Annotated in this window: 23 protein-coding genes; 13 read left to right on the forward strand and 10 right to left on the reverse strand. The window is 69.1% G+C overall.

Annotation, left to right across the window (positions count from 1 at the left end; genetic code table 11):
* Positions 1–3: 3 nt before the first annotated feature.
* Positions 4–417 (reverse strand): VOC family protein, encoded by a 414-nt coding sequence (locus IT779_RS13090; RefSeq protein WP_196149680.1) that lies wholly within the window; start codon positions 415–417, stop codon positions 4–6.
* Between the two features lie 90 nt (positions 418–507).
* Here IT779_RS13090 and IT779_RS13095 point away from each other — a divergent pair, with 90 nt between their 5' ends.
* Positions 508–1,449 carry a helix-turn-helix transcriptional regulator gene (locus IT779_RS13095; RefSeq protein ID WP_196149526.1) on the forward strand — a complete coding sequence of 314 codons (942 nt, stop codon included), beginning with the start codon at positions 508–510 and terminating at the stop codon, positions 1,447–1,449.
* A gap of 237 nt (positions 1,450–1,686) precedes the next feature.
* Here IT779_RS13095 and IT779_RS13100 read toward each other — a convergent pair whose 3' ends face one another.
* Both IT779_RS13100 and IT779_RS13105 read right to left on the reverse strand, forming a co-directional pair.
* Complete coding sequence (locus IT779_RS13100; RefSeq protein ID WP_408637749.1) at positions 1,687–2,370, reverse strand: SGNH/GDSL hydrolase family protein; 684 nt, start codon at positions 2,368–2,370, stop codon at positions 1,687–1,689.
* Positions 2,371–2,372: 2 nt separating this feature from the next.
* Positions 2,373–3,773: an MFS transporter gene (locus IT779_RS13105; RefSeq protein ID WP_196149528.1), complete on the reverse strand. Its 1,401-nt coding sequence runs from the start codon at positions 3,771–3,773 to the stop codon at positions 2,373–2,375.
* A 105-nt stretch (positions 3,774–3,878) separates the two neighbouring features.
* On the opposite strand from IT779_RS13105, the gene IT779_RS13110 reads away from it, so the two are divergent.
* Positions 3,879–4,511 carry a TetR/AcrR family transcriptional regulator gene (locus IT779_RS13110; protein WP_196149529.1) on the forward strand — a complete coding sequence of 211 codons (633 nt, stop codon included), beginning with the start codon at positions 3,879–3,881 and terminating at the stop codon, positions 4,509–4,511.
* A gap of 234 nt (positions 4,512–4,745) precedes the next feature.
* Here the strand turns inward: IT779_RS13110 and IT779_RS13115 are convergent, their stop codons facing one another.
* The 5 genes from IT779_RS13115 to IT779_RS13135 all read right to left on the reverse strand — a co-directional run bounded on the left by IT779_RS13115 (position 4,746) and on the right by IT779_RS13135 (position 10,693).
* Positions 4,746–5,558, reverse strand: a complete 813-nt coding sequence (locus IT779_RS13115; RefSeq protein WP_196149681.1) for a sirohydrochlorin chelatase — start codon at positions 5,556–5,558, stop codon at positions 4,746–4,748.
* A 338-nt stretch (positions 5,559–5,896) separates the two neighbouring features.
* Positions 5,897–7,192, reverse strand: coding sequence for a sulfate adenylyltransferase subunit 1 (locus IT779_RS13120; protein WP_196149530.1), 1,296 nt, complete (start codon positions 7,190–7,192; stop codon positions 5,897–5,899).
* 1 nt (position 7,193) lies between these two features.
* Entirely contained in the window at positions 7,194–8,123 is a 930-nt protein-coding gene (gene cysD, locus IT779_RS13125) for a sulfate adenylyltransferase subunit CysD (protein WP_196149531.1), read from the reverse strand.
* 14 nt (positions 8,124–8,137) lie between these two features.
* Positions 8,138–8,857 (reverse strand): phosphoadenylyl-sulfate reductase, encoded by a 720-nt coding sequence (locus IT779_RS13130; protein ID WP_196149532.1) that lies wholly within the window; start codon positions 8,855–8,857, stop codon positions 8,138–8,140.
* Positions 8,858–8,884: 27 nt separating this feature from the next.
* Positions 8,885–10,693: a nitrite/sulfite reductase gene (locus IT779_RS13135; protein ID WP_196149533.1), complete on the reverse strand. Its 1,809-nt coding sequence runs from the start codon at positions 10,691–10,693 to the stop codon at positions 8,885–8,887.
* A 630-nt stretch (positions 10,694–11,323) separates the two neighbouring features.
* On the opposite strand from IT779_RS13135, the gene hemW reads away from it, so the two are divergent.
* The 6 genes from hemW (at position 11,324) to IT779_RS13165 (ending at position 17,461) form a co-directional block, all read left to right on the forward strand.
* Positions 11,324–12,532 carry a radical SAM family heme chaperone HemW gene (gene hemW / locus IT779_RS13140; RefSeq protein WP_196149534.1) on the forward strand — a complete coding sequence of 403 codons (1,209 nt, stop codon included), beginning with the start codon at positions 11,324–11,326 and terminating at the stop codon, positions 12,530–12,532.
* Between the two features lie 110 nt (positions 12,533–12,642).
* A complete protein-coding gene (locus IT779_RS13145) occupies positions 12,643–12,852 on the forward strand; it encodes a hypothetical protein (protein WP_196149535.1) in 210 nt (69 codons plus the stop codon).
* 404 nt (positions 12,853–13,256) lie between these two features.
* On the forward strand, positions 13,257–14,075 hold the full coding sequence (locus tag IT779_RS13150) for an alpha/beta fold hydrolase (RefSeq protein ID WP_196149536.1): 819 nt from the start codon (positions 13,257–13,259) through the stop codon (positions 14,073–14,075).
* A 210-nt stretch (positions 14,076–14,285) separates the two neighbouring features.
* Entirely contained in the window at positions 14,286–15,317 is a 1,032-nt protein-coding gene (gene hrcA / locus IT779_RS13155; RefSeq protein ID WP_196149537.1) for a heat-inducible transcriptional repressor HrcA, read from the forward strand.
* 244 nt (positions 15,318–15,561) lie between these two features.
* Positions 15,562–16,716, forward strand: a complete 1,155-nt coding sequence (dnaJ, locus tag IT779_RS13160) for a molecular chaperone DnaJ (protein WP_196149538.1) — start codon at positions 15,562–15,564, stop codon at positions 16,714–16,716.
* 4 nt (positions 16,717–16,720) lie between these two features.
* Positions 16,721–17,461 carry a 16S rRNA (uracil(1498)-N(3))-methyltransferase gene (locus IT779_RS13165; protein WP_196149539.1) on the forward strand — a complete coding sequence of 247 codons (741 nt, stop codon included), beginning with the start codon at positions 16,721–16,723 and terminating at the stop codon, positions 17,459–17,461.
* Here the strand turns inward: IT779_RS13165 and IT779_RS13170 are convergent.
* Entirely contained in the window at positions 17,445–17,762 is a 318-nt protein-coding gene (locus tag IT779_RS13170; protein ID WP_196149540.1) for a hypothetical protein, read from the reverse strand. The two genes, IT779_RS13165 and IT779_RS13170, sit on opposite strands and share 17 nt — an antisense overlap.
* A gap of 294 nt (positions 17,763–18,056) precedes the next feature.
* Between IT779_RS13170 and IT779_RS13175 the strand changes: the two genes are divergently transcribed.
* The 5 genes from IT779_RS13175 to era all read left to right on the forward strand — a co-directional run bounded on the left by IT779_RS13175 (position 18,057) and on the right by era (position 22,453).
* Complete coding sequence (locus IT779_RS13175; protein WP_196149682.1) at positions 18,057–19,076, forward strand: PhoH family protein; 1,020 nt, start codon at positions 18,057–18,059, stop codon at positions 19,074–19,076.
* A 135-nt stretch (positions 19,077–19,211) separates the two neighbouring features.
* Positions 19,212–19,766, forward strand: a complete 555-nt coding sequence (ybeY, locus tag IT779_RS13180) for an rRNA maturation RNase YbeY (RefSeq protein ID WP_196149541.1) — start codon at positions 19,212–19,214, stop codon at positions 19,764–19,766.
* Positions 19,763–21,151 carry a hemolysin family protein gene (locus tag IT779_RS13185; protein WP_196149542.1) on the forward strand — a complete coding sequence of 463 codons (1,389 nt, stop codon included), beginning with the start codon at positions 19,763–19,765 and terminating at the stop codon, positions 21,149–21,151. Before ybeY ends, IT779_RS13185 begins: the two co-directional genes overlap by 4 nt.
* Positions 21,148–21,510 (forward strand): cytidine/deoxycytidylate deaminase family protein, encoded by a 363-nt coding sequence (locus IT779_RS13190; protein WP_196149543.1) that lies wholly within the window; start codon positions 21,148–21,150, stop codon positions 21,508–21,510. The genes IT779_RS13185 and IT779_RS13190 overlap by 4 nt, the downstream gene beginning before the upstream one ends.
* The gene (gene era / locus IT779_RS13195; RefSeq protein ID WP_196149544.1) at positions 21,503–22,453 is read left to right on the forward strand and encodes a GTPase Era; all 951 of its coding nucleotides are present in this window, start codon (positions 21,503–21,505) and stop codon (positions 22,451–22,453) included. The genes IT779_RS13190 and era overlap by 8 nt, the downstream gene beginning before the upstream one ends.
* Before the next feature lie 3 nt (positions 22,454–22,456).
* Here the strand turns inward: era and IT779_RS13200 are convergent, their stop codons facing one another.
* Positions 22,457–23,914 (reverse strand): amidase, encoded by a 1,458-nt coding sequence (locus IT779_RS13200; protein WP_196149545.1) that lies wholly within the window; start codon positions 23,912–23,914, stop codon positions 22,457–22,459.
* Positions 23,915–24,194 lie beyond the last annotated feature (280 nt).

Below are 24,194 nucleotides of genomic sequence, written 5' to 3' on the forward strand. Positions count from 1 at the left end.
CCGTTACACCGCACCGGTTTTCGCGACCACCTCGAGGTAGTGCGGGTTGGTCATGACGCCGAGCAGGTTGCCGAACGGATCGATCACCGACGCCGTGACGAAGCCTTCGCCGTCGCCCTGCGCGGTGATCGGCTGATATTCGGTCGCGCCCATCTCCAGCAGCCGCGCGACCGTGCCATCGAGGTCGTCGACGTGCCAGTACACGATGCCGCCCGCACCGGGCGCGTTACTCGCCGACGGCGGTGCGTAGGCGCGCGCGATGATGCCGAGTTCGTGCTGGTGATCGCCGATCCGGAATTCGTAGTATCCGCCCGGCACCCGGTAGTAGGGCTCGATGCCGAGCAGGTCGGCGTACCAGCGGCACGCGGCCTCGAGGTCGTCGGCGTAGTAGGTGGTCGTCGCCATTCCGCGGAGCATGTGGCTCATCCCTTCGATGGTTTGTCGGTGATCCCAGAATCCCAGCGAAAGTGCTCATCTCTCGAGCGCTTTTCCGGGCAGAATCGAAAGATGCGAGCGGACAGATTGGTGGCGACCCTGCTGGTGCTACAGGCGCGGGGCCGGGTGACGGCCGCCGAACTCGCGGCCGAACTGGAGATCTCCGTCGCGACCGCACGCCGCGACCTGGAAGCCCTCTCGACGGCAGGCGTCCCCGTCTACCCGCAGCGCGGTCGCGGCGGCGGTTGGTCCCTGGTCGGCGGCGCCCGTACCGACCTCACCGGCCTCACCGCACCGGAGGCGCACGCGCTGTTCCTGCTCGCGGGCTCCTCGGCGCGCACCGAACCCGAAGTGCGCTCGGCCCTGCGCAAACTGGTGCGCGCCCTACCCCGAACCTTCCGAGCCGAAGCCGAAGCCGCCTCCGATGCCGTGGTGATCGATTCGTCGCGCTGGGGCCGCCACGAGACCACTCGCCCGGCCCTCGTCGCCGACCTACAGCGCGCTGTGGTGCGCCGCCGCCGCGTCCGCCTCACCTACCAACGCGCGAACCGCCGCACCGAACGCACGGTCGACCCGTGGGGCCTGGTCGACAAGGACGGCGCCTGGTACCTCCTCGCGGGCACCGAGCGCGGCCGCCGCACCTTCCGCCTCGACCGAATCCTCGAAGCCGAACCCACCGACGAAACCGCGACCCGCCCTGCGACTTTCGACCTGCCCGCGACCTGGCGCGAAGTGGTCGACGAAATGGAGACCCGCCGCGCCGCTACCTCCGCGACCGTCCTGATAACCCCCGACCTACTCCCGATCCTGCGCGACCAACAGGGCAGACACTGCGAAATCGATGGCCGGGTCGACGACGGCCGCACCCGGGTCAGGATCACCGCCCCCACGCCACGCATGATCGCCCAACAACTGGCGGGCTGGGGCGCGGAACTCGAAGTGATCTCACCCCAGGAGGTCCGCGCCGAACTCGCCCGCATTGGCGCCGAACTCCTCCACCACTACGCGAGTTGACCGGACCGCGAATCACCGTTGCGCGGTCCGGTCGCTTCGAGTCGGGTGCGCTTCGCGAGGCTCGCGCGAAGATTCCACGCTCTTCGACGGTGCCGGAGCACCCCTTCGGCCGGTCGGGTGACACGGTGCCCGACGCTACCGATCAGCGGTCCCGCACCGACTTCGTCGACTCGTCGACCGCGACCTCGAGTTCACCGATGCCATTCTCTTCGAAAGACTTCCGAGACAGCGGGCGTTTCAGTCCGAGACCACGGGGACGTGGGTGCTCAACGCGCGTACCACTTCGCTGGTGACCACCGCGTGGCCGCCGGTCGTGAAGTGGATCAGGTCGGCGCTCATGATTTCGGGGCGTAGGCGCAGCGGGTGGTCCCAGAATTCCACCAGGAGTGCGTCGTATCGGGTCGCCAGTTCGCGGACGATGGCGTTGAGGGCGGCCATCGGTTCGCGCATGCGGCGCATGGCGGCCATGCGTTCGGTGTTCCATACGTCGGCGATGGTGAAGGCGAAGATCAGTGCGCCGGTGGAGGCGACGGCTTCGAAGAGTCGGTCGAGGCGTTTCGGGAGTCGGTCGAGGCCGCCGGGCTGGAACAGGTCGTTGCCGCCGCAGCTGATGTGGACGAGGTCCGGGCGGAAATCCAGGACGGGGTGTAGTTGGTGTTCGAGTACCTGGTCGACGGTGGCGCCGATCTTTCCGGTGTTCAGGTATTCGAGGTCGGGGCGTACCCCGGTGAGGATTTCGGCGAGCCGGTCGGACCAGCCGATATCGCGGTAGCCGGGGCTTGGGTCGCCGACGCCGAGGGCGAGGGAGTCGCCGACGGCCGCGAAGCGCCGCCACGGCGCGCCCGCGAGCAGTTCGTTCGCGGCGTCAGGGCCGAGCAGCATCGGGTCGGTGGCTTCGGTGTGGATTGTGTTGTCGGACACGATCATTCCTCGACTGGTGCGGGGCGGGTCGGGACGGCGAGAACGAGTGCGGCGAGCGTCGCGATCACGCCGCAGACCGCGAATACGGTGTGGAACGCGGTGAGCGGGGTGTCGGGGCGGGCGGCGAAGACGGCGGCGAGTGCGGCGACGCCGAGTGCGCCGCCGACCTGGCGGGCGGTGAGGTTCATGCCGACTCCGGCGGCGAATTGCGCGGGCGGCACGGTGTCGGCGGCGGCCGCCCCGAGGACGGTGACCACGATGCCCGCGCCGCCGCCACCGAGCACGCCCGCCGGAATCCACACCGTCCACAGCGCGGGTTCGGCGCCGAGCGCGTCGGTGCTCATCCACAGCACCGAGGCCGCGAACATGATCGCCCCGCCGACCCCGACCAGGCGCCGTCGGCTCCGGTCGGTGACGCGGCCCGCGGCGATGGCGGCGATCATGGAGGCGACCGCGCCGACGGTGAGCGCCGCGGCCGAGCCGAGTGCCGAGTAGCCCCAGACGGTGTCGAGGAACAGCGGTCCGGCGAGCAGCCAGGCGAACATCGCCGCGCCGAACACGAACGATGCCGCGTTGGCCAGCGCGTAGGGCCGGTTGCGCCACAGTGTGACGGCGATGGCGGGTGCGCGGTGTCGCGCCGAGCGCACCAGGGCGAAGGCTGTCAGCGCCGCGCCGCCGAGGAGCGCGAGCAGCGTGACCGGTGCGTCCCAGCCCCAGCGCTGTCCTTCGGTGACGCCCGCGACGAGCGCGCCGAGCCCGAGCGCGACCGCACCCGTGCCGACCGAATCAGGCAGGGCGACAACGGATCCGCGGCCGCCGGACTCCGGCATCCGCAGCACCGGCGCCATCAACGCCAACGCCACGGGCACATTGATGACGAACACCGCGCGCCAGCCGAACGCCTCGACCAGCGCGCCGCCGAGCGCGGGACCGACGACGGCGGCGAATCCGCCCGCCGCCGACCATGCCCCGAAGGCCGCGCCGATGCGCTCGCGCGCGGTGACCTCCAGGACGAGGGCGAGCGCGGCGGGCACCATGAACGCGGCCGTCGCGCCCTGGGCGATCCGCGCCGCGATGAGCAGTGGCGCCGTCGGCGCGAGCGCGCACAACAGGGAGGTGAGCGCGAATCCGGCGAGGGCGAGCAGGAAGATCCGGCGGCGTCCGAGGGTGTCGGCGAGGCGGCCCGCCGGGGTGAGCAGCGCCGCGAACGCGACGGCGTAGCCGCTGACGACCCAGGTGAGGGTGGTCGCGGGAGTGCCGGGGTAGTCGCGGGCCATGGATGGGAAGGCGATATTGACCACGGAAAGGTCGAGGAAGGCGATGAAGGCGGCGCCGCAGGCGATCAGCAGGGTGCGGCGCGCCGTCGCGGGTGCGACGACGCCGGGTGTGGACAGTTCGGTCATGGGATGCGTGCCCTTCGTGACGTGACAAAAAGTACGACCGTTCGTACAATAAAGTACGATCGCTCGTTCGTCTTGGCAAGAGGGGAGTGATGGGACAATGGCTCCATGAGCGAGACGACATCCGCCACGGATTCGCCGGTCACCGATCAGCGTCTGGTCAAAGGCGCCCGCGCCCGCGCCGCCATTGCCCGCCACGCCGCCGACGTGGCCTCGGTCGAAGGACTCAACGGGGTGAGCATCGGCCGCCTCGCCACCGACCTCGGACTCAGCAAGAGCGGTATCGCCACCCTCTTCGGCAGCAAGGAAGCACTACAACTGGCCGCGGTGCGCGCGGGCCGCGAGGTCTTCGTGGAGCGAGTCATTTCCCCCGCGCTCGCGGCGCCGCGAGGCGAATCCCGGCTGCGCGTGCTGATCGACCGGTGGTTCGCCCACATCGTCGAACCCACCTTCCCCGGCGGCTGCTTCCGCACCGCCGCCGTCACCGAATTCGACAGCAGACCCGGCCCGGTCCGCGACGCCCTCGCCGCCGACCTGGAAGAATGGCAAGCCTTCCTCGCCGTGGAGATCGGCAAGGCCCAAGCCCTCGGCCTAGCCGCCCCCGGCGACCCCGCGATCCTCGCCTTCGAAGTCGACGCCGTGGTCAGCGCCGCGAACACCGCCAGCCAACTCGGCGCGAGCGCCAAAGTCGGCACCGCTCGAGCGATAGTCGAACGGATTCTCTTCGGCACTCCGGCTTGAAGCTGAGCGCAGGATTCGACAGGGTGCGTTACCCCGGCGTCGCGATAGATCATGGGTCCCGACGAAGTGACGCCGCCGGGAGTGTTCGACCTTCGGTCTATCCGCGCGGGGAGTGGGCCGACGGCTTCTCCGGAGCTGGGCGACTTCGCCCACTTACGCCCGCGCTCTCGCACGCGGTGAGGATCATCGGGAAGGCGCCGTGGGATTCGGGTGCGCGGGCAGTGGGTTACGGGCTCAGGCGGTGAGCGGGATTATCGCGTTCGCGCTGTCGTAGCGGTCCCATACGAGGCCCGTCAAGGCGGGATGGGGGCCGAGGACGGCGGCGTGCGGGAGGTCGGGGGCGGCGCGGTGCAGTCGGTCGGTGAGCAGGCCCGGTGCGAGGAACCAAGGGGCGACCACGATTCGGTCGCAGCCACGTTCCCGCAGCCGTGCGCCGGCCTCGGATACCGTCGGTTCGGCTGTGGCGAAACAGGTTTCGGTCGCCCAGTCGGTCATCGAAGCCAACCGACGAGCTACGCCTGTCGTGCGTGCGTTCGCGGACGCGCTCGAGGAGCCCACGGCGGCGACGATCACGCCGAGGTCGGCTACCTCGGGCGGTATTCGTTTGTGCGCGTAGTAATTTCGTCGACCGTCGGACGTGGTGATCCGTGCGCCGGATTCGGCCGTGACATGCTCGAGCACCCGGTCTCGCAGCGCCGCGATCAGGCGTGGGTCGGGACCGAGGACATCGGCCTGGGTCAGCAGCAACCGGGGGTGTCGCGCGCGGGCCGCGCGCAGCAGTCCCGGTAGGTCGACCCTGGCGTGGAAAGCGCTGCCGAGCAGCAACGGAACCACGACAGCCCGGTGGTGTCCGCGCGCCGCGACGGTGTCGAGGACCTGCTCGACCGAGGGCGCGCTCAGATCGAGAAATGCCAGATGAACGTCGAGATCGGTTCTTTCCGAAGCGATTTCGGATGTTACTGTCGAAACGGTCGCCGCTGAGCGCGGATCACGACTACCGTGCGCCACCACGATCAATGCCGCCTCACGCGCCGGAATCGTGCGCATCGCCACGGCCGTTTTCGTCGATGGGACTGCATCCACCACCGGAGTAGTGGGCGTAGCCGTGTTGGCGACAGCGGCGATGTCGAAGGCGGAAGCCGCGTTCATCATGGGAGCCGAGTCGGTGACGTCGGCCGCGTTCTCGACGGCCGCGTCCGTGACCGGAGTGGCGCTGGATACCGGAACCTCGTTCGTGACCGGCGTCGTGATTGCAACCGCAGCCGCATTCTCGACCGGTGCCGCGCCCAGGACGGAGACCCCGTCGAGGGCGTAGGTCACGCCGACGACCGACCCCCCGCCCGCGGAACGAACGGGCGGCGTGTCGCCGATCGAGAACCCCACGATCAGACCCCGGAACCGACCTCGACCGCGCTCAGCGCGTCACCGACGAGTCCGGCGGCCAGGGTATTGCCGCCCGCGGGGTCGATGAGCAGGAAGCTGCCGGTGTGTCGGTTCACGCGGTAGTCGTCGGCGGCGACGGGTTCCGCGATGCGCACCGAGATCCGTCCGATATCGTTGAGCTGCAACGATTCCGGGTTCGGGTCGGCGGCCAGGCGCTGTTCGTCGAAGCGTTCCAGCAGTGCGCCGACGATGGCCTGGGTCGTTTTCGTGCCGTGCTTGAGCAGCAGTCGCGCACCCGGTCGCAGCGGTTTGTCGCCGAGCCAGCACACCGTGGCGTCGAAGGTGTCGATGGGTTCGGGCGCGTCGCCGACCGAGGCGATGAGGTCGCCGCGCGAGACGTCGACATCGTCGGCGAGGATGAGCGTGACGCTGCGCCCGGTCTGGGCCACCGCCAGTTCCCCGTCCGGGGTGTCGACGCGTTCCACGGTGGTGCGGATTCCCGACGGCAGCACCACGACTTCGTCACCGGGCGACACCGATCCCGCCGCGATCTGTCCGGCGTAGCCGCGGTAGTCGGGATGTTCGGCGGTGCGCGGCCGGATCACGTACTGCACCGGGAAGCGCAGGCCGAGGGTGTGCGCGCCGGTGCTGTCGGCGTCGACCGGCACCGATTCCAGGTGTTCGATGAGCGAGGGACCGTCGTAGTACGGGGTGTTGCGCGAGCGGGAGGCGACATTGTCGCCGTGCAGCGCGGACACCGGGATCTCGAGCACGTCCTCGGGCGCCCAGCCCAATGTGGTCGTGAGGGTGTTGAATTCGGCGGAGATGGCCGCGAACACCTCGGCGGGATCGTCGACGAGGTCGATCTTGTTCACGGCGAGCACCAGTTTCGGCACGCCGAGCAGCGCGAGCACCGCGGCGTGGCGGCGGGTCTGCTCGATGACGCCCTTGCGCGCGTCGACGAGCAGGATCACCAGTTGCGCGGTGGACGCGCCCGACACGGTGTTGCGCGTGTACTGCACGTGTCCCGGCGTGTCCGCGAGCACGAAGGACCGTGCGGGCGTGGCGAAGTAGCGGTAGGCGACATCGATGGTGATGCCCTGTTCGCGTTCGGCGCGCAGCCCGTCCACGAGCAACGAGAGATCAGGGGTGGCCAGACCCTTGTCCACCGACGCGCGGGTGACGGCGTCGATCTGGTCGGCCAGCACGGATTTCGTGTCGTAGAGCAGCCGTCCGACCAGGGTTGACTTGCCGTCGTCGACAGAACCGGCGGTGGCCAGCCTCAATAGGTCGGACATCTCAGAAATAACCCTCTCGCTTACGGTCTTCCATGGCGGCTTCGGAGACCCGGTCGTCACCGCGAGTCGCGCCGCGTTCGGTGAGTCGCGATGCGGCGACCTCGGCGAGGATCGCGGCGTTGTCGGCGGCGTCGGACAGCACCGCGCCGGTGGACGATCCGTCGCCGACGGTCCGGTAGCGCACCGAGCGGGTCTCGAGCGTCTCGCCTTCGGCCGGGCCGCCCCAGACGCCGGGCGTCATCCACATGCCGTCGCGCTGGTAGACCGGACGCTGATGGGCGTAGTAGATGGTGGCCAGATCGATGTCCTCGCGGGCGATGTAGCGCCAGATGTCGAGTTCGGTCCAGTTGCTCAGCGGGAACACCCGCACGTGCTCGCCGGGAGCGTGCTTGCCGTTGTAGAGGTTCCACAGCTCGGGACGCTGGCGCTTGGGGTCCCACTGCCCGAAGGCGTTGCGCAGCGAGAAGATCCGTTCCTTGGCGCGGGAGCGTTCCTCGTCGCGGCGGCCGCCGCCGAATACCGCGTCGAAGCGGTGCTCCGAGATCGCGTCGAGCAGCGGCACGGTCTGCAGCGGGTTGCGGATGCCGTCGGGGCGCTCGGTGAGCCTGCCGTCGGCCAGGTAGTCCTCGACCTTGGCGACGTAGAGCCGCAGACCGTATTTCTCGACCACCTTGTCGCGGAAGGCGAGCACCTCGGGCAGGTTGTGCCCGGTGTCGACGTGCAGCAGCGCGAACGGCAGCGGCGCGGGCCAGAAAGCCTTGAGCGCCAAGTGCAGCAGCACGGTGGAGTCCTTGCCGCCGGAGAACAGGATCACCGGACGCTCGAACTCGCCCGCCACCTCGCGGAAGATGTGCAGTGACTCGGATTCCAGGGCGGCGAGGGTGTCGAATTCGGAAATTCCCAGGGCGCGCGCACTGATGGTTTCGGTCATGGATGTCCCCTTGCTCATGCGGTGTGTAGTCCGCATTCGGTCTTCGCGATCCCGGCCCAGCGGCCGCTTCGCGGATCGGCTCCCGGCTCCGGCTTCCGTGTGCACGGAGCGCAGCCGATGGATGGATATCCCTCCTCCACCAGGGGATTGACGAGAACGCCGTGGCGCCCGATGTAGTCCTGCATCTCGTCGTCGGACCACGGTGCGATCGGGTTGATCTTCACCAGTCCGAAGCCTTCGTCATAGGAGATCAGCGGAGCGTTGGCCCTGGTCGGGGCCTCGACCCGGCGGATTCCGGTCACCCACGCGTTGTATCCGGACAACGAGCGCCGCAGCGGGACGACCTTGCGCAGGCGGCAGCATTCGCCCGCGTCGCGTGCGAAGAGATCTTTGCCGAGCAACCGATCCTGTTCGGCCACACTCTGTTCCGGCCCGACGTTCACCACGTTCACCCCGTACACGGCCTCCACCGCGTCGCGGGTGCCGATGGTCTCGGCGAAGTGGTATCCGGTGTCGAGGAACAGCACCTCGACGCCGGAGCGGATCTGCGCGGCCAGATGGACCAGCACCCCGTCCTGCATGTTGGAGGCGACGATGTAGCCTGCGCCGAAGGTGTGGTCGGTCCACTCGAGCAGTTCCACCGCGGACGCGTCCGGCCCGAGTTCGGCGGCGCCGCGCTCGGCGATGTCGCGCAGCTCGTCCTCGGACAGCTTCTCGGCGAGTTTCGTTGTCACAATAGATCTCCCGTCACGCGAACGTGTTCACCGTAGGTCGGCTTCCTCGGCCCGAACGGCCCACTGCGCGAACCGCTCGCCCGCTTCGCGATGTTTGATGAAATTGCGGACCACGCGTTCGATGTAGTCGCCGAGCTCGCCGGTCGTCACCTTGTGCTGACGCAGTTTCCGGCCGAAGGCGCTGTCGAAGCCGAGGCTGCCACCGAGATGAACCTGGAAACCCTCCACCTGATTCCCGGCGCCGTCGTCGACGAGCTGACCCTTGAATCCGATGTCGGCGATCTGGGACCGCGCGCAGGAGTTCGGGCAGCCGTTGATATTGATGGTGACCGGCACGTCGAGCTGGGCGTTGAGATCCTCGAGCCGCTGCTCGAGTTCGGGCACCAGCGCCTGGGAGCGCTTGCGGGTCTCCGCGAAGGACAGTTTGCAGAACTCGATGCCGCTGCACGCCATCAGATTCCGCCGCCACAGCGAGGGACGGGCCTGCAGGCCGAGCGGGGCGAGTTCGTCGATGAGCGCGTCGACCTTGTCGTCGGGCACGTCGAGCACGATCAGCTTCTGGTACGGGGTGAACCGGATGCGATCGGAGCCGATGCGCTGCACCGCGTCGGCGACCTTCGTCAGCACGGTGCCCGAGACGCGGCCCGCGATCGGGGAGAAGCCGATCGCGTTGAGCCCGTTCTTGAGCTTCTGCACGCCGACGTGGTCGATGGGCTTGGTCGGCTGCGCGGGCGCCGGGCCGTCGATCAGCTTGCGCTTCAGGTACTTCTCCTCGAGCACCTCGCGGAACTTCTCGATGCCCCAGTCCTTGACGAGGAACTTGATGCGGGCCTTGGTGCGCAGTCGCCGGTAGCCGTAGTCGCGGTAGAGCGAGACGATCGCTTCCCAGACGTCGGGCACCTCGTCGAGCGGAACCCAGACGCCGACGCGCTGGGCCAGCATCGGATTGGTGGACAGCCCGCCGCCGACCCACAGATCGAGGCCGGGGCCGTGCTCGGGATGTTCGACGCCGATGAACGCGACGTCGTTGATCTCGTGCACCACGTCCTGCTGACCGGAGATGGCGGTCTTGAACTTGCGCGGCAGGTTGGAGTATTCCTTCTTGCCGATGTAGCGGCGCACGATCTCCTGGATCGCGGGCGTCGGGTCGATGATCTCGGTGAGCGATTCGCCCGCGAGCGGCGAGCCGAGCACGACGCGCGGGCAGTCGCCGCACGCCTCGGTGGTCTGCAGGCCGACGGCTTCGATGCGCCGCCAGATCTCGGGGACGTTCTCCACCTCGATCCAGTGGTACTGCACGTTCTCGCGGTCGGACAGGTCGGCGGTGTCGCGGCCGAATTCGGTGGAGATGCCGCCGAGGGTGCGCAGCTGTTCGACGCTGAGCGCGCCGCCGTCGCAGCGGATGCGCATCATGAAGTAGCGGGCTTCGAGCAGGTCGATGTTCTCGTCGCCGGTCCAGGTGCCGTCGTAGCCCTGTTCACGCTGGGTGTAGAGACCCCACCAGCGGAAGCGGCCGCGCAGGTCGCCCTTGTCGATGCTGTCGAAGCCCTGTTTGGCGTAGATGTTCTCGATGCGCGCCCGGACGTTGAGCGGGTTGTCGTCCTTCTTGGACTGCTCGTTCGGGTTGAGCGGCTCGCGGTAGCCGAGCGCCCACTGGCCCTCGGCCTTGCGGCGTACCGGTTTGCCGGTGCGCGCCCTCGGTCCCGCGGGCGCCTCCGCGCGCGGACGGTCCGGCCGGACTCGGCGTTCGGAAGCGGGGCGCTGGGGTCGCGCCTGCCTGCCCGCGGGTTCGGGGCTGGACTGATCGCTTGGACCGGCGTCGGTGCTCGACGTCATGGGGTCGCTCCTGCTGGGTGAGTGGTACATCCTGGCTGTCGGCGCGAGGGGCTGAACTCGCGCCCGCGGTTGTCAGCGGACCGATGCGGTATCGGGAGTGAATCGGGAGTGACCCGGGATACGCGCCGCTGGACTACCGGTGGGAATTGGGCAGACAGCTGGCGCTACAGACGCGCTTGTAGTCGACGTGGCGACGCGCCACCAGTCGTACTCCAGATCCGCGCATGGGCCTATTGTGCCATGTACGATCGTCGGTTCCGACCGCCCTGCCAGTATTTTCCGTGGAACCGGGGGAAATTCCCTGGACCGCGCGGTCTATTTGTGATGGTCGTCATATTCAGGCGCGGGCGAGCGTACTTGCGAGTAGGGGAAATGTCCGATACGTGATGTCGCGCGGGCGGATGGTCGACCGATGTGTGGCCGCGGAGTCCCGGTCGGCAATGCCCGCACTCGCGGCCGGGAGCCGAGTCGTGGCCGAAACCGGCGCCGCGGGGCAAAGGCCGGAGGGCGGGATCGGGCCGAGGTATCTCGGTCGACCCGATCGCCTCGAACAGGTTCGGCGATGTGGACCGGTCACGCGGACCCACCTGCGGCGTCGGGCGCGGATCGGCGGAACGGCACACTGGAAGGGTGAGTTCACCCGCGGCAACCCCGATCGCCACCGAATCCGAGCAGCCCGCGCTGCGCGACTTCGGCGGCGGCCCGTTCGGGATCTACGTGCACGTCCCGTTCTGCGCGACCCGCTGCGGATACTGCGACTTCAACACCTACACCGCGGGCGAACTCGGCACCTCGGCCTCGCCCGATTCCTGGCTGGAAGGGCTGCGCGGTGAACTGTCCGCCGCGGCCCGCCGATTCGCGCGCCTGCCGACCCCGACCCCCGAGGTGGCGACGGTCTTCGTCGGCGGCGGCACCCCCTCACTGCTCGGCGGCGACGGACTTGCCGCCGTACTCGACGCCGTACGCGCCGAGTTCACCCTCGCCCCCGACGCCGAGGTGACCACCGAGGCCAACCCGGAGTCCACCGACCCCGCCTTCTTCGCCCGCATCCGGGCGGCGGGCTACACCCGTGTCTCCCTCGGCATGCAGTCCGCGGCGCGCCACGTGCTCGAGGTACTCGACCGCACCCACACCCCCGGCCGCCCGGTGGCCGCCGCCGTCGAAGCCCGCGCCGCAGGCTTCGATCACGTGAACCTCGACCTCATATACGGCACCCCCGGCGAGCGTGACGCCGACATCGACGCGGGTGTCGACGCGGTGCTCGCCGCCGGGGTCGACCACGTCTCGGCCTATTCCCTCATCGTCGAGGACGGCACCGCGCTGGCACGCCGGGTCCGCCGCGGCGAACTGCCCGCCCCCGACGAGGACGTGCTCGCCGCCCGCTACGAACGCATCGACGCGCGGCTGTCGACGGCGGGTTTCGACTGGTACGAGGTATCCAATTGGGCCATCGGCGATTCCGCGCGCTGTCGGCACAACCTCGGCTACTGGGATGGCGGCGACTGGCTCGGCGCGGGTCCCGGCGCGCACAGTCACGTCGGCGGGGTGCGGTGGTGGAATGTCAAACATCCGGCGCGCTACGTCGACCGGGTCGCGGGCGGTGGCCTGCCCGCGGCGGGCTGGGAGGCGCTCACCCGGTCCGAGCGTCATACCGAGCGCGTAATGCTCGCGGTGCGGCTGCGCACCGGGCTTCCGCTGTCCGATCTCGATCCCGGCGGGCGCGCCGCCGTGCCCGCCGTCGTGGGTCGAGGGTTGGCATCCGTGGTCGGCGACCGGCTCGTCCTCACCGATCGCGGCCGCCTGCTCGCCGATGGCGTGGTACGTGAACTGCTGGTATGACGCCCGCCACGTGATATGTGGGCACGATGTGCGCCACAGTCTGTGCTCGGTTCACTATCGCCGAGCCGCTTACCCGTATAGGCTCCCACCAACCCCAAGGAGTCAGTTCTATGCCCTCGGCACGAAACATCACCCTGATCCACGAGCAGAACGAGTTCGCTGAGGCGCGGGCCGCGGAGAAGGCCGAGAACGCCCGTCAGTGCGCGATCGCCGCCCGAACCGTCGCGAGCCACGCCGAGAACGCCGCCGACTGCGAATCGCTACTCGCGATGCTCGGACTCGACGCGCTCGCGGGCAAGCAGGTCGGATCCCCCCACTGAATCGCACACCTCGCCGCGCGCCGGACATGTGAGCGCGGGCGTCGAGAGCGTGGGCATTCCGCGTTTCGGACGCGCGGCACCGTGATCGCCGCCGATGCCCGCGCCAGCGGTATCCGAGCGCGGATGCCCTGATCGCCGATGTCGCGGTACGCGGGCGCCGTGTTGGAAACGCGGATGCCGCGCCGGAATCGTGCGATCACCGAACGGGTGGGCGGAATCCGCCGACGAGTCGCGATACGTGCCGACCGGTCCGGCCGCTTAGGCTCGTGCGCATGCCCGGTCGTGTCTCGGCCCGCGTCGAGTCGTGTCGCTGTCAGGTCGGCGTGTGTGCGCCGCCCCGGATCGTGACCGGCCGGGATGTGTTGTGCCCGTATGCGCATCCGCATCCTCCGAGGAGATACGAAATGTCGACCGGCATCACGAGATTCGGCTCCGCCCTACGTTCCTGCCTCGTCACCGTCGCACTGGCGCTGACCGCGGTCCTTTGCACCGCGCCCGCGCACGCCACGCACCTGCCCACCGTCGTCCTCGTGCACGGCGCCTTCGCCGACACCACCAGCTGGGACGGCGTCGCCGAGAAGCTGCGCGCCGACGGATACACCGTCGTCGTCCCCGACAACCCGCTGCGCGGACCGGCCTACGACGCCGCCGCGGTGCAGCGCGCCCTGGACGCCATCTCCGGGCCGATCGTGCTCGTCGGCCACTCCTACGGCGGTTTCGTCATCAGCCAGATCCACGACCCCGATGTCGAATCCCTGGTCTACGTCGCGGCTTTCGCCCCGGCGGGCGGCGAATTCGCGCAACTGCTCCTCGACCCGGTGCGCTTCCCCGGCAGTCAACTGCTGCCGCCCGCGCTGCAACTCACCCTGGTCGAGAACGATCCCACCGGCATAGCGGGCCGCAATATCGACGGCTACGTCGCCCCGGACCGGTTCCACGACGTCTTCGCCCAGGACGTCTCCACCGACACCGTCGCGACCATGATCGCCCACCAGCACTCGATCGCCATCGCCGCCAATCTCGAACCGTCGGTCGCGCCGTCCTGGGCCGAGACGCCGAGCTGGTACCTGATCTCGGGCGGCGACCGCGTGATCCCGCCGTCCGCGCAACGGTTCATGGCCGAGCGAATGGGCGCGCGCACCACCGAGATCGACGCATCGCACGCCTCCCTGGTCTCCCGCCCCGACGAGGTCGCCGCTGTCGTCGAGGCCGCGGCAGGCTAGTACGCCCGGCTCGCCGAGCGGTGTCGTGATCGGGCCATGCGATTCGTGTATGGCCCGGTCAGGGCATCGGGATACGCGCGCTGCGTCGGTGAGCTATTGGTGTATCGGCAACTAGACTGGATACTCGGACGGAATCGGGAATCGCCGATCGTGCCTCCCGTGCGCGTCCGGTGCGAGGGCGGCGTACCGAGGAGTGAGGAGGTAGGCCCGATGTCGAGCACCGAGGACAGGCGCTTCGAGGTCCTGCGTGCCATCGTCGCGGACTATGTCGCGACCAAGGAGCCGATCGGTTCGAAATCCCTGGTAGACCGTCACAATCTGGGTGTGTCCAGCGCCACCGTGCGCAACGACATGGCGGTGCTGGAGGCCGAGGGTTACATCACCCAGCCGCACACCAGTTCCGGCCGTATCCCGACCGACAAGGGCTACCGCCAGTTCGTGGACCGCATCTCCGAGGTCAAGCCGCTCTCGGCGGCCGAGCGCCGAGCGATCATGGAATTCCTGGAATCCGGCGTCGACCTCGACGACGTGCTGCGCCGCGGCGTGCGATTGCTGGCCCAGCTCACCAGGCAGGTCGCGGTAGTCCAGTATCCGACCGCGTCGGCCTCCACCGTCCGCCACATCGAGGTCGTCGCCTTGAATCCGGCGCGTCTGCTGCTGGTGGTGATCACCGACACCGGACGCGTGGATCAGCGGCTGGTCGAACTCGGCGCGCTCATCGACGACGAAGATCTGGCCGCGCTGCGCGGCATGCTCGGCGGCGCGATGGACGGCAAGCGCTTGGCCGCAGCCTCGGCCGCGGTCGCCGAACTGCCCGAGCACGCGCCCCCGAAACTGCGCGACGTGCTGATCCGGGTGTCAACGGTGCTGGTGGAGACGCTGGTCGAACATCCGGAGGAACGCCTCGTCCTCGGCGGCACCGCCAACCTCACCCGCAATGCCGCCGATTTCGGCCTTCCGGGTTCGCTGCGCCATGTGCTCGAGGCGCTGGAGGAGCAGGTGGTCGTGCTGAAACTGTTGGCCGCCGCCCAGCAGCCCGGCACGGTGACGGTGCGCATCGGCGAGGAGACCCAGGTCGAGCAGATGCGCGGCACCTCGGTGGTGTCGACCGGTTACGGCGTGTCGGGCGCGGTGCTCGGCGGCATGGGCGTGCTCGGCCCGACCCGCATGGACTACCCGGGTACCATCGCCTCGGTCGCGGCCGTGGCCCGCTATATCGGCGAGGTACTGGCCGAGCGGTGAGCGGCGGGCCGGAGCGCGACAACGCCGCTGCTACTCTCGAACCTCCGGCCGGATAAAGTTGAGTGCAGGCGACTGATGTCGCCTGAGCGTATGCGACTGAATGCCGTCGGCGGCGAGGGTGCCGTGCGGCGCACACGGTCGGAACGGTGTCGATCGAACGCGGTCGACGCCGTGCGGACACCGATGATCCCACGCCCGACCGGTCGGTCGGAGGGTGGAGAGCGACCAAGGACTAGAGACTCACGTGGCACGGGATTACTACGGATTGCTCGGCGTCGCGAAGAACGCGACCGATCAGGAGATCAAGCGCGCCTACCGGAAGCTGGCGCGCGAACTGCATCCCGACGTCAACCCCGACGAGGTGGCGCAGGCCAAGTTCAAAGAGGTGTCGACGGCCTACGAGGTGCTGTCGGACCCGGAGAAGCGCCGCATCGTCGACATGGGCGGCGATCCGCTGGAGTCCGGTGGCGGCGGCGCGGGTTTCTCGGGCCAGGGTTTCGGCGGCCTCGGCGACGTCTTCGAGGCGTTCTTCGGCGGCATGAGCGGATCCGGTGGCGGACAACGCAAAGCGCGCGGCCGGGTGCAACCGGGCGCCGATTCGCTGCTGCGCACCCGGTTGAGTCTGGCCGAATGCGCGGTCGGCGTCACCAAACATCTCACTGTCGACACCGCCATCCTCTGCGACATCTGCCACGGCGCGGGCACCAACGGCAAGTCCGCGCCGGTGCGCTGCGAAACCTGCGGCGGCGCGGGCGAAGTCCAGTCGGTGCAGCGTTCCTTCCTCGGTCAGGTGCTCACCTCGCGCCCGTGCCCCACCTGTCGCGGCGCGGGCGAGACCATTCCCGATCCGTGCCACAAGTGCGGCGGCGACGGCCGGGTGCGCGCGCGTCGGGAGATCGCGGCGCCGATTCCGGCGGGTGTCGCCAACGGCATGCGGGTGCGTCTGGCCGCGCAGGGCGAGGTCGGTCCGGGCGGCGGCCACGCGGGCGACCTGTACGTGGAGATCGTGGAGCAGCCGCACGATGTGTTCGTGCGCGACGGCGACGACCTGCACTGCACGATCCGCGTACCGATGGTCGACGCCGCGCTCGGCACCACGGTCGTGATCGACACCATCCTCGACGGCCCAACCGAACTCACCATCGCGCCGGGCACCCAGCCCAACGAGGTCTCGGTGCTGCGCGGCCACGGCATGCCGCGGCTGCGTTCGGGCGCGCGCGGCGACCTGCTCGCGCATCTGGACATCGTCGTGCCGAACAAGATCGACAGCAAGCAGACCGATCTGCTTCGCAAGTTCAAGGGCATGCGTGATCGCGATCGCGCCGAGGTCATGACCGCGCAGTCCGAGCACAACAGCGGTCTGTTCGCGCGCCTGCGCGCCTCCTTCAGCGGACGCTGATCCGTTGGCCGCCACCGTCTTCTACCTCGACGAGATTCCGGAGCCGGGGGCGGTCGCGGTACTCGACGGCCCCGAGGGGCGCCATGCCGCGACGGTGCGCAGGATCCGGGTCGGCGAGCCGATCACGCTGTCGGACGGGCGCGGTCTGCTCGCGGCCTCGGAGGTGATCGCCACCCAGCGCGACCGCCTCGATCTGCGAATCCTGGAGCACGCGGTGGCGCAGCCGGTTTCACCCTCGGTGACGATCGTGCAGGCCCTGCCGAAATCCGACCGTTCGGAACTGGCGGTGGAATTGATGACCGAGGCGGGCGCGGATGCGATCGTGCCGTGGCAGGCCGCGCGATGCGTCGCCAAATGGGAAGGCAAGGCCGCCAAGGGCGTCGAGAAATGGCGCGCGGCGGCACGGTCGGCGGCGCGGCAGTCGCGCCGCGCCTACATCCCCGAGGTGGCCGATCTGCATCGCATCGGCGATGTCGTGGATCTGGTGCGCCGGGTCACCGAGGGCGGGGGAGTGGCGGCGGCGTTGCACGAATCCGCGCGGGCGCCCTTCGCCGAACTGCCATTCTCCGAGGCCGGGCGGGTCGTGCTCGTGGTCGGCCCCGAAGGCGGCCTCGATGATGTCGAACTCGACGCGCTGACCGACGCGGGTGCGCTGACCGTACTGCTCGGCCCCACGGTTCTGCGCACGTCGACGGCGGCGGCGGTGGCGCTCGGCGCGCTCGGGGCGCTCACCACCCGCTGGTGACCGAGCCGTTCGGCCGGTGCGTACCGAAGGCGGGCGCGGCGACCCAGTCCGGCGCCGCGGCCGCGTGCGACCGGCGCACCAACTGCTCGAAATGCGAGCGCGACACCGGCGCGGCGATACCGCAGCGGCGGCATTCGACCACCTGTCCCGAAGGTATCCGGGCCACCCGCGCGCCCGCGACGGTGACGACGGCGCGCACTTCGCACAGCGCGTGCTCGGCGGCACGACCACAGCGGTGACACGGCAGTTCCATGGCGGCGCGCGACCGGGCGGTGCGCCGGATGTCCCAAGGTACGAACACGGCGAACCTCACGATCGGATGACGCGCTCGACCCTACTGAACCGCCCTCGCGCGTAGCACACGGGGTCCTCGACCGCGCGGCGACCCTGATTATTCACTGTGCCCTGTCGGTGCGGCGCGTTAAACTTCAGGCAACGCATCAAGTCGAGACCGGAAAGCAGGCCATAGCCACTTTTGAGAACACAAGGCGAGATCGGAGACCCGACCAACCCCGCAGCAGGCGCCGGTTCCACCAGGAGCGCCGCCGACAACGGTTCCAGCGGATCCAGCGGTTCGGGCCCCGCGGCGCGGACCGTGCGTTCCGGCATCGAACTCGCTCCCGAATCCGTGTTCCCCTTCCTCGGTTCGGCCGACCAGAATCTGCGTGAACTCGAGCAGCTGCTCGCCGCCGACATCCATGTCCGCGGCAATTCGGTCACCCTCACCGGCAAGGCGGCCGACGTCGCCCTCGCCGAGCGGGTGATCGAGCAGCTCGTCGCGCTGACCGGCCGTAATCGGGTGGTGACCCCGGAGGCGGTGCGGCATACGGTGTCCATGCTGACCGAGGGTTCCTCGGAGTCCCCCGCGGAGGTGCTGAGCCTGGACATCCTGTCCCGGCGCGGCAAGACCATCCGACCCAAGACACTGAACCAGAAGCGCTACGTCGACGCGATCGACGCCAACACCATCGTGTTCGGCATCGGTCCGGCCGGTACCGGCAAGACCTATCTCGGCATGGCCAAGGCGGTGCAGGCGCTGCAGACCAAGCAGGTCAACCGGATCATCCTCACGCGTCCCGCGGTGGAGGCGGGTGAGCGGCTCGGCTTCCTGCCCGGCACGCTCAACGAGAAGATCGATCCGTATCTGCGTCCGCTCTACGACGCCCTGCACGACATGATGGATCCCGAGGCGATTCCGAAGCTGATGGCCGCGGGCGTCATCGAGGTCGCGCCGCTGGCGTACATGCGCGGACGCACGTTGAACGATTCGTTCATCATCCTGGACGAGGCGCAGAACACCACGGCCGAGCAGATGAAGATGTTCCTCACCAGGCTCGGCTTCGGTTCCAAGATCGTGGTCACCGGCGATGTCACCCAGGTCGACCTGCCTACGGGCGCCCGCTCGGGTCTGCGCGCGGCCAGCGAGATCCTGACCGATATCGAGGATATCCATTTCGCCTATCTGACCAGCAGCGATGTGGTCCGGCACCGGCTGGTCTCGGATATCGTCGACGCCTACGACAAGTTCGAGGCCGACACCAGACCTGCGGTCGGTGAGCACTATCCGGGGAACCGGGCGCAGCGACGGGCCGCGAGCCGGTCCGATCGGCGTTGACGGGTGCTTCGTCGCGACGGCGCACGGTACTCACCGTGCGCCGTCGGCTCGTCCCGGCGCCGCCGCGGGGTCCGCTGCGGTCCTGCGGTGTGAGCCGATAGGGATGTGAGCGGGTATACCGAATACGCTGATCAGGTGAGCATCGAGATCGCCAACGAGTCGGGGATCGACGTACCCGAAGAAGACCTGGTCAGCGTCGCGCGTTTCGTGATCGCCCGCATGGACGTGCATCCGGCGGCGGAGCTGTCGATGGTCCTCGTCGATCTCGACACCATGGCCGACCTGCACATGCGCTGGATGGACCTGCCCGGCCCGACCGACGTCATGTCCTTCCCGATGGACGAACTCGAACCGGGCGGCCGCCCCGACAGCCCGGAACCGGGTCCGTCGATGCTCGGCGACATCGTGCTTTGCCCCGAATTCGCGAACGCCCAGGCCCGCAAGGCGGGGCACGCGCTCGATCACGAACTCGCGCTGCTCACCGTGCACGGCGTCCTCCACCTGCTCGGCTACGACCACGCCGAACCGGAGGAGGAGAAGGAGATGTTCGAATTGCAGGCCCGCCTGCTCGAGGAGTGGTACGAGAACCTGCGCCAGGCCAGGGTGCGCGCCGAACTCGCCGAACGCGACGCCCGCCTGCTCGGCAAGGCGGGTTTCACCGCGCCCGGTGACGCGCTGGGTCCCGCGTGAGCGCACCGTTACTGGTCCTGACCGCCGGTCTGCTCGTTCCTGTCGGCGGACTCTTCGCGGGCATCGACTCCGCGCTGAACACCATCTCACCCGCGCGCGTGGACGATATGGCGCGCGCCGAACGACCGGGCGCGTTACGCCTGCGCCGCATCATCGCCGACCGCGCGCGCTATGTGAACCTCATGGTGCTGCTGCGGGTGCTGTGCGAGATCGGCGCCACCGTGCTGCTCGCCGCCGCGCTCATCGATGTCTGGTCGGTGAGCTTGGCGTTGACGGTCACCGCCGTGGTGATGGTGCTGGTGGACTACGTGGTGATCGGCGTCGGACCCCGCACCCTCGGACGCCAGCACGCCTATTCCATCGCGCTGACCGCCGCGCTGCCGTTGCAGTTCATCGGCCTGGTACTCGGCCCGGTCAGCCGCCTGCTCATCCTCATCGGCAACGCGATCACTCCAGGCAAGGGTTTCCGCAACGGCCCCTTCGCCTCGGAGATCGAGCTGCGCGAGGTGGTGGAGATGGCCGGTGAGCGCGGCGTGGTCGCCGATGACGAGCGCCGCATGATCCAATCGGTCTTCGAACTCGGCGACACGCCCGCGCGCGCGGTGATGGTGCCGCGCACCGAGATGGTGTGGATCGAGGCGGACAAGAACGCCGCGCAGGCCATGTCGCTCGCGGTGCGCAGCGGTCACTCGCGGATCCCGGTGATCGGCGAGAAGGTCGACGACATCCTCGGCGTGGTCTACCTGAAAGATCTTGTGCCGTACGCGGATCGAAGCCGAAAGGTGCGGGTGCGCGAGGTGATGCGTCCCGCGGTCTTCATGCCGGACTCCAAACCGCTGGACGAGATGCTCGACGAGATGCAGCGCCGCCGTAACCACATGGCGCTGCTGGTCGACGAATACGGCGGCATCGCCGGTCTGGTCACCATCGAGGATGTGCTCGAGGAGATCGTCGGCGAGATCAACGACGAATACGACACCGACGAGACGCCGCCGATCGAGGATCTGGGCGACGGTCGGTACCGGGTGTCGGCGCGGCTGTCGGTGGAGGATCTCGGCGAGATCTACGGACTCGAGATCGAGGACGAGGATGTCGACACCGTCGGCGGTCTGCTCGCGCACGGACTCGGTCGCGTGCCGCTGCCGGGGTCGAAGGTGATCGCGCACGGTCTGGTGCTGCGCGGCGAGGGCGGCGCCGACGCGCGCGGCCGGATGCGGGTGAACACCGTGGTGGTGCGGCGGGCGGTGGAGAAGACGGCGAAGTCGGACAAGCTCGATCGCGACGCCGCCGAACAGGCTGTCGGTGCGAGGAACGGCAAGCGCAAGGCCAACGGATCGGAGCCGGGCACTCCGGACGATCGTCACGAGGACGGAGATAGGCGATGACTGAATTGGACGCCGAGGACAACAAGCTGGTGGTGCTGGCTCGCGGCGCGCTCGGCCGCACCGGCGGCGCGAGCGGCGCCGCGGTGCGCGACAGCGACGGACGCACCTACGCGGCGGGTGAGGTCGCGCTGAAGTCGTTGCGCCTCACGGCATTGCAATCGGCGGTGGCCGCCGCCCTGTCCAGCGGCGCCGAGGGTTTCGAGGCGGCCGTCGTGGTCGGCGGCCGGTTCTCCGACAGCGGCGTGACCGCGGTCCGCGAGGTCTCCCCGTCGGCCCGGATCGTGTTCACCGACCGTGACGGCGCGGTCTTCGACATCGTCGACGACGCGGCGGCCGCCGCCGAGGTGCAGGGTGGCTGAGCGGTCCGAGAGTTCGGGAGGCGAATTCCGTTCGGGCTTCGTCTGTTTCGTCGGCAGGCCGAACACGGGCAAGTCGACGCTGACGAACGCGCTGGTCGGCGCGAAGATCGCCATCACCTCCTCGCGCCCGCAGACCACGCGCCACACCATCCGCGGCATCGTGCACCGCGACCACGCCCAACTGATCCTGGTCGACACCCCAGGCCTGCACCGCCCGCGCACCCTGCTCGGCCAGCGCCTCAACGATCTCGTGCGCGACACCTATTCCGAGGTGGACGTGATCGCGCTGTGCATCCCCGCCGACGAGAAGATCGGGCCCGGCGACCGCTGGATCGTGCAGCAGATCAGGCAGATGGCCCCCAGGACCACCCTGCTCGGCGTGGTCACCAAGATCGACAAGGTCAGCCGCGACGAGGTCGCCGTCCAATTGCTCGCCGTCTCCGAACTTCTCGGCCCCGACAGCGATGTGGTGCCGGTGTCGGCGGTGCGCGGTGAACAGGTCGAAGTCCTCGTCGACGTCATCGCCTCGAAGATGCCCGAAGGCCCCGCCTTCTATCCCGACGGCGAACTCACCGACGAGCCGGAGGAAACCCTCATGGCCGAGCTGATCCGCGAGGCCGCGCTCGAGGGTGTGCGCGACGAACTTCCGCATTCGCTGGCCGTCGTCATCGAGGAAGTGCTGCCGCGCGAGGAAGACCCGCCTCGCGAAACCAGCTCCCGCAAAGAGGAGTTGCTCGACGTGCACGCCCTGCTCTACGTCGAGCGGCCGAGTCAGAAGGCGATCGTGATCGGCAAGGGTGGTGCGAGACTCAAGGAAGTCGGCACCGCCGCGCGCAAGCAGATCGAGCACATTCTCGGGGTGCGCATCTATCTGCACCTGCACGTCAAGGTCGCCAAGGATTGGCAGCGCGATCCCAAACAGCTGGGCCGCCTCGGCTTCTGAGCCTCACCACCACGGTTCGGGTCGGTGCCGATCCCAGCGCAGCTCCGATTCCAGTTGCGCGGCAACCGAAACCAGCACGGGTTCGCTGCTCGCGGGCCCCATGAGCTGCGTCCCGACGGGCAAGCCGGTGTCGGTGAAGCCCGCGGGAACGTTCACACTCGGCCAGCCGAGAACATTCCACGGCCAGGTGTAAGGGCAGGCGGCGGTGATCAGCTGGTTGGTTGCGGCGGCGCCGATGCCGTCGATGGCCGCCACCTCCGGCGCCGGGGTGGCGGTGGTCGGGGCGAGGACCAGATCGTAGTCGCGGAAGAACGCCCCGACGCGCCGGTGCAGGATCGGTTCGAGTCGCCGTGCCGCGAGCAGAGCCGGACCCGCGAGCGCCCGGCCGACGCGGATATTCGCGGTGGTGCGCGGATCGACCACCGCGCCCGGCATCGCGGCCGCGGCACGGGTGATCCCCGCCATCGAACGCGGCAGGAACGACATGCCGATCCGCATCCCATAATGCGGATCGGCGATGGTCACGGCGTGCCCGAGACGGCGCAACGTCGCGGCCGTTCGCCGCGCGGCAGCCTCTACCTGCGGGTCCAGTGTTGACCGGACAGCGGTGAACGGTGGCCGCAACGACAGCGCGATCCGCAGGCGACCCGGATCCCGCCCGACCGCGTCGGAGACGGTGACCGGTTCGGGGGAGTGCAGGTCACCCGCATGCGCCCCCGAAGCGGCGTCGAGCAGCAGCGCGGCATCCGCGACGGTGCGCGCCAACGGACCGATCACGGTGAGACCGTAGAAATATTCGGCGTGCGGCCAGGTGGAGATCCGCCCGCGCTGCGGTTTGATCCCGACCAGATTCGTCCACGACGCCGGAATCCGAACCGACCCCGCACCATCGGACCCCAGCGCGGCAGGCACGAGCCCGGCGGCGACGGCGGCCGCCGAACCACCCGAAGACCCACCGGGAGTCCGGTCCGACGCCCACGGATTGCGCGTGTACCCGAAGGCGGCCCCGCTGGTGAACGGCAACTGCCCGAGCTCACAGGTATTGGTCTTCCCCACGATCACCGCCCCCGCCGCCCGCAACCTCCGCACCGACTCGGCATCGGCGGCCTTGACCGGAAACTCCCCACCGCACCCGAAAGCCGTCGGCTCCCCGGCGACATCCGTGTCATCCTTGACCGCCACGGGCACACCGAGCAACGGCAACCGCTCACCCGCCGCCAACCTCCGATCAGCCTCGACCGCCTCCTCGAGCGCCCGCTCCCGCCGCACCACTCGAAAAGCATTGAGCGTGTCCTGACTCGCCTCGATCCGCTCGAGCGCAGCCGTGACCACCTGCACCGAGGTGCGCACCCCCTCCGCGAGCGCGGCAGCGGAAGCCGCCAGTCCGAGTTCCGCCGCAGCCTCGGGCGGCACGGCGGGATCGGGCACAGCCGTCAACCGCCCACGTTTCGGCGAGCTCATGCGAGTCCCTCCCTTCGGCCTGTAAAGGCACCGTAACCCCCGTCCGGTGCCCCCGTCCACGCCTCGAGCCGTCGATTCGATGTCGGTGGTCCCCCGCCCGCTGATCGTCTCGAGCGCGGCCTATACCGCCGACGGCCTGCTTGACGAGGGCCTGGCCTTACCCGAAACTGACGCGCCACACGTCATCGGCCCCTGAACCAGAGACTGCACATAAGACGAAAGACGCAACGACCAGATCAACCGATTGCCCCCGGTGGGATCCTGGGCCGCGTAGATCGCA

This window comes from Nocardia bovistercoris (assembly GCF_015674855.1).
Lineage (GTDB): Bacteria > Actinomycetota > Actinomycetes > Mycobacteriales > Mycobacteriaceae > Nocardia > Nocardia bovistercoris.

Coding starts and splice junctions, on each gene's coding strand:
- IT779_RS13090 (WP_196149680.1), bottom strand. CDS start 417: ATGCTCCGCGGAATGGCGACGACCACCTACTACGCCGACGACCTCGAG.
- IT779_RS13095 (WP_196149526.1), top strand. CDS start 508: ATGCGAGCGGACAGATTGGTGGCGACCCTGCTGGTGCTACAGGCGCGG.
- IT779_RS13105 (WP_196149528.1), bottom strand. CDS start 3,773: ATGACCGAACTGTCCACACCCGGCGTCGTCGCACCCGCGACGGCGCGC.
- IT779_RS13110 (WP_196149529.1), top strand. CDS start 3,879: ATGAGCGAGACGACATCCGCCACGGATTCGCCGGTCACCGATCAGCGT.
- IT779_RS13115 (WP_196149681.1), bottom strand. CDS start 5,558: ATGCGCACGATTCCGGCGCGTGAGGCGGCATTGATCGTGGTGGCGCAC.
- IT779_RS13120 (WP_196149530.1), bottom strand. CDS start 7,192: ATGTCCGACCTATTGAGGCTGGCCACCGCCGGTTCTGTCGACGACGGC.
- cysD (WP_196149531.1), bottom strand. CDS start 8,123: ATGACCGAAACCATCAGTGCGCGCGCCCTGGGAATTTCCGAATTCGAC.
- IT779_RS13135 (WP_196149533.1), bottom strand. CDS start 10,693: ATGACGTCGAGCACCGACGCCGGTCCAAGCGATCAGTCCAGCCCCGAA.
- IT779_RS13145 (WP_196149535.1), top strand. CDS start 12,643: ATGCCCTCGGCACGAAACATCACCCTGATCCACGAGCAGAACGAGTTC.
- IT779_RS13150 (WP_196149536.1), top strand. CDS start 13,257: ATGTCGACCGGCATCACGAGATTCGGCTCCGCCCTACGTTCCTGCCTC.
- hrcA (WP_196149537.1), top strand. CDS start 14,286: ATGTCGAGCACCGAGGACAGGCGCTTCGAGGTCCTGCGTGCCATCGTC.
- IT779_RS13190 (WP_196149543.1), top strand. CDS start 21,148: ATGACTGAATTGGACGCCGAGGACAACAAGCTGGTGGTGCTGGCTCGC.
- IT779_RS13200 (WP_196149545.1), bottom strand. CDS start 23,914: ATGAGCTCGCCGAAACGTGGGCGGTTGACGGCTGTGCCCGATCCCGCC.